A 4,151-nucleotide genomic window follows, 5' to 3' on the forward strand; every position below is an offset into this window, starting at 1 on the left:
AGTAGTCGTCGGCAGCGTCAGATGTGTATAAGACACAGCTCCGGTCCACTCCCCCCTGGACCGGAGGGGGGCGGTGTCGGATCCGCCTCCGGCCGGTCCCGGCTTCTCAGGCTCCGTCCGCCCCGTTCGTGGCGCTCCAGACGATCTGCGGCGGGCGCACCCGTGCGCAGAGAGGCTGACCCTTGGCGTCGGTCAGCCCGAGCCGCCCGGTGAGGTGTCCGGAGCGCGCGGCGGCTTCGAGGACGTCCGGGTCGATGTCGGTGAACATCAGTTTGGCGCGCCGGAACATGGTGAAGACCCCGGCGTCGTCCACCGTGCCCCACGACAGATAGACGAACCGCCCGCCCAGCCGGTTCTGGACGTACGGCCCCGACACCTCGATCCCGTCCGCCGTCGCGGTGGCCGTGCAGTCGAGCACCCACGAGGCGGAGGGGGCGTCCCCGGGGTGCGGGTCGAGCAGCTCGCCCGGCCGGTCCTTGCGCTGGACGCCGACGTGGATGTTCGCGTACCCGGGAAAGTCGCTGTCCGGGCCGCAGTCGCGGCCGGGGAGGGCCGATGCCTCGATGTGGATCTGCATGCCCCCATGGTCCGGCACGGCCGGGGCGGGCGCCGCACCCCCCGGTGCGGGGTGCCTCACACGGCGTCCTCCGGAGCGCCGTCGTACACCGCGCCCAACTCCCTCATCAGCTCCTCGTCGACCGCGAACGCGGTGTCGTCGATCCGCCGCACCGGCGCGATGCCCTGCGAGTTGCAGACGAAGGCGGCCGGATAACGGCCCACCCCGTCGGGTCCCTCCAGCGTCACCGGGCGGCGCGCCGACGGCCGTCCGGCCCGCTCCAGCCCCTGCTCCAGCAGGGTCATCGTGATGCCGGCGAGCGCCGGGGCGTCGGGCCACACCACCGAACTCCCGTCCCAGAAACCGATGTTGGTGATAGAGCCCTCGGTCACCACTCCACCCGGCGCGGTCAGCAACGCCTCGTCGAACCCCGCCCGCCCCGCCAGGATCCCGTAATACGTCTGCCCGAACTCGCCCGGCCGCTTGATGTGCGGGGCCGTGCGCGCGTACGGCACCGACATCAGGCTCCGCGCCCCGGCCGGCCGTGCGGCGGGCTCCCGGACCGTCACCATCAGGGTCATGGGCGTCGTGCCGGGCGGCAGATAGCCGTTCACCCGCACCGAGGCGTCCCGCAGCCCCGCCCCGTCCAGGGCGTGCCGGATCAGCTCCCGCACCCGGTCGCCGTCCACCGGCAGGTCGAACAGCTCCCGGTTCGCGGCGTCCAGCCGGGCGAGATGCAGTCCGAGGCCCCGCATCCTCCCGTCCCGCACCTGCATGGCGGTGAAGTGGCCGTATCCGTACAGCGCGGGGATCCGCAGGTCCTCCTCCGTGGCCGGGCGGCCGTTGAACTCGATGTGGGGCAGGGGTGCGTCCGGCCGGTGCGTCGTCATGCGGCCACCGTAGGCGGGCCGCCCGGACCCGGATCGGGCAGGCTCCGGACCTGGATCGGCCGGGCTCCGGACCTGGATCGGCCGGGCTCCGGACGGGCACGCTTGACCTCAACCATGGTTGAGGGGGAAAGGTCGACGCCATGGACATCACAGCCGTATCCACGTCATCCACCGTGCCCGCCACCGAGCCCGCCCCCCTCAAGGTGGCCGTCATCCTCGGCAGCAACCGCGACGGCCGCTTCGGCCCCGTCGTCGCCGACTGGTTCCTGGCCCGCGCGGCGAGCCACCCCGGCATCGAGACCGACCTGGTCGACGTCGCCGAGGCCGGCCTCCCCACCGCGATCACCTTCAGTCCCGGGCCCGAGGAGGCGGCCCGGCTCGGCGCGGTCTCCGCCCGGCTCGCGGCGGCCGACGCCTTCGTCGTCCTCACCCCCGAGTACAACCACTCGTTCCCCGCCCCGCTGAAATCGCTCATCGACTGGCACAGCGCGGAATGGCAGGCCAAGCCCGTCGCCTTCGTCAGTTACGGCGGCATCTCCGGCGGGCTGCGGGCCGTCGAACAGCTCCGGCAGGTCTTCGCCGAGCTGCACACCGTCACCGTCCGCGACACCGTGTCCTTCCACAACGCCGGCGCCCTCTTCGACGACGAGGGACGCCATCTGGACCCGGAGCCCGCCGACGCGGCGGCCAAGACCCTGCTGGACCAGCTGGTGTGGTGGGGCACCGCCCTGCGCGACGCCCGGAATCTCCGTCCGTACGGCGCCTGAACCGCCGTGGGCCGACAATCGCATCGAAGGCCCACGGGCAAGGAGCCCGCCGTACTCCGAGGGGACCGACGATGACAGCGCCGCCGGCATGGCTGACCGTACTGACCACGACCGACAGCGAGGACAAGGCCGACGCCCTGGCCCGGTCGGCGGTGGAGGCCAGGCTGGCGGCCTGCGCGCAGATCTCCGCCCCCGTCACCTCCGTCTACCGGTGGCAGAACGCCATCGAGACGACCGAGGAGTGGCAGGTGCTCTTCAAGACGACGACGGAGCGCTACGCCGAACTGGAGGAACACCTCCAGCGGGAGCACGACTACGAGACGCCGGAGATCATCGCCCTGCCGGTGATCCGGGGCAGTGCCCGCTACCTCGGCTGGGTGACGGCGGAGACGGCGCCCCCGGCAGCCCTGTGACGGCGGCCATGACCACGACCGTCCCCGTCGCCGCCGAACTGCCCTTCTTCGTGTACGGACGCTGCTGCCGGGCGAACCCAACCACGACCTGTTCCTCCGGGGCCGTACGGCGGGCGAGCGGTCGGCCGTGCTGCCCCGGGCCCTCCTCTACGAGGGCCCCGGCTACCCGTACGCCATCGAGGGCCACGGCCGCGTCCACGGCACCCTGCTCGTCGCCGCGCCCGGGGTGTACGGGGAACTGCTCGGGCTGCTGGACCACCTGGAGGAGTTCCTCGGCCCCGGCCACCCGCGCAACCTGTACGAGCGCGTCGTCCGGGAGGTCGAGCTGCCGGCGCCAGGGGCGGCGGAGGCCGGGACGGCCGGGGAGTCCGGGGAGTCCGTGCGGGCCTGGGTCTACCTCGCCGCGACCGCCGTCACCCGCTCGCTGCGGACCGGCGGCGTCCTCATCCCCGAGGGGCGGTGGACCACCGGACGCATACCGGGCGGCTCCTAGGGAGTGCCGTCGGCCTCACCCGCCCGGAGCACGTGGCCGACGCCGTGCCCAGCGGTACTCCCGGGCGGCCCCGTTCGAGCCCGTCCGGCGATGGAGGACGGAACCCCGGTGGTGGGGAGCGGCGGCCTCTTCTCCGGCGGGGAGTGGTGGTGCCGGGTTCGTCCGGGCGACGGTTCCGTGCTCCGGGCGGGCTCGTTCAGCGTGCCCCCGCCGCCAGCGCTTCCGTCACGCCCCGCTCCTCCGGCCCCAGGAAACGCGGGTCGGGCCGGAGCAGGGCGTCCAGCGCGGCCTTGCCCGAGGCCGCCAGTTCCCGGGCGCCGCCGTAGTACCAGGTGGCGTCCCGTGGCTCGTCGACCCCGACGCCGTACGCGTCGATCCCGGCCGACCGGCACAGGGTGACCGCCCGGTGGATGTGGAAGCCCTGGCTCACCAGCACCGCCCGGTCGACCCCGAAGATCTTCTTGGCCCGGACGCAGGAGTCCCAGGAGTCGAACCCGGCGTAGTCGCTCACGATCCGCTCGTCCGGCACCCCGCGCCCGGTGAGATACGTACGCATCGCGTCCGGCTCGTCGTACTCCACGCGGCTGTTGTCCCCGGTGACCAGGACGACCTTCACCTTCCCGGTGCGGTACAGCTCGGCCGCCGCGTCCAGCCGGTGCGCGAGGTACGGGGTCGGCCGGCCCTTCCACAGTCCGGCACCGAACACCACGGCGACCTCCCGCGACGGAGCCTCGGCCGTCGTGCCCACCCGGTCGCCGGCCTCCAGCCGCATCCAGGTCGCGGGCACCAGCGCCAGCACACAGGCGGCCACCAGCCCCTGCACCAGTCGCCGTTGCCCCCGCCGGGTGCGCGGCAGCCGCAGGGCGAACCGCTTCGTGCTCGGCAGCCGCAGGGCGAAACGCTTCGGCAGCAGCAGCGCGAACCGCTTCGGCGGGAGCGGGGAGACGGCCCGCGCCGACCGCCGCCTGGCGGACCGCACCGACAGCCGGAGCCCTTTCGGCCACCGCCCGCGCACCGCCCGTCTCTCCCCCT

General features: G+C 73.6%; 5 protein-coding genes and 1 pseudogene. 3 read left to right on the forward strand and 3 right to left on the reverse strand.

From position 1 onward, the window contains the following. Nucleotides 1-106 precede the first annotated feature (106 nt). Both HET64_RS37105 and HET64_RS37110 read right to left on the reverse strand, forming a co-directional pair. On the reverse strand, nucleotides 107-577 hold the full coding sequence (locus tag HET64_RS37105; protein ID WP_215111637.1) for a DUF5990 family protein: 471 nt from the start codon (nucleotides 575-577) through the stop codon (nucleotides 107-109). 56 nt (nucleotides 578-633) lie between these two features. Next, nucleotides 634-1,446: an aminotransferase class IV family protein gene (locus tag HET64_RS37110; protein ID WP_215111638.1), complete on the reverse strand. Its 813-nt coding sequence runs from the start codon at nucleotides 1,444-1,446 to the stop codon at nucleotides 634-636. A gap of 140 nt (nucleotides 1,447-1,586) precedes the next feature. Between HET64_RS37110 and HET64_RS37115 the strand changes: the two genes are divergently transcribed. The 3 genes and pseudogenes from HET64_RS37115 to HET64_RS37125 all read left to right on the forward strand — a co-directional run bounded on the left by HET64_RS37115 (nucleotide 1,587) and on the right by HET64_RS37125 (nucleotide 3,119). After that, on the forward strand, nucleotides 1,587-2,213 hold the full coding sequence (locus tag HET64_RS37115) for an NADPH-dependent FMN reductase (protein ID WP_215111639.1): 627 nt from the start codon (nucleotides 1,587-1,589) through the stop codon (nucleotides 2,211-2,213). Nucleotides 2,214-2,284: 71 nt separating this feature from the next. Beyond that, the gene (gene cutA / locus HET64_RS37120) at nucleotides 2,285-2,626 is read left to right on the forward strand and encodes a divalent-cation tolerance protein CutA (RefSeq protein WP_215111640.1); all 342 of its coding nucleotides are present in this window, start codon (nucleotides 2,285-2,287) and stop codon (nucleotides 2,624-2,626) included. After that, nucleotides 2,623-3,119, forward strand: a pseudogene (locus tag HET64_RS37125) (gamma-glutamylcyclotransferase family protein). Before cutA ends, HET64_RS37125 begins: the two are co-directional and overlap by 4 nt. A 196-nt stretch (nucleotides 3,120-3,315) precedes the next feature. Here HET64_RS37125 and HET64_RS37130 read toward each other — a convergent pair. Continuing rightward, nucleotides 3,316-4,035 carry a vancomycin high temperature exclusion protein gene (locus tag HET64_RS37130; RefSeq protein WP_251146402.1) on the reverse strand — a complete coding sequence of 240 codons (720 nt, stop codon included), beginning with the start codon at nucleotides 4,033-4,035 and terminating at the stop codon, nucleotides 3,316-3,318. Between the last annotated feature and the right edge of the window lie 116 nt (nucleotides 4,036-4,151).

Origin of the sequence: Streptomyces sp. McG3 (genome assembly GCF_018619185.1) — a bacterium.
Taxonomy (GTDB): domain Bacteria; phylum Actinomycetota; class Actinomycetes; order Streptomycetales; family Streptomycetaceae; genus Streptomyces.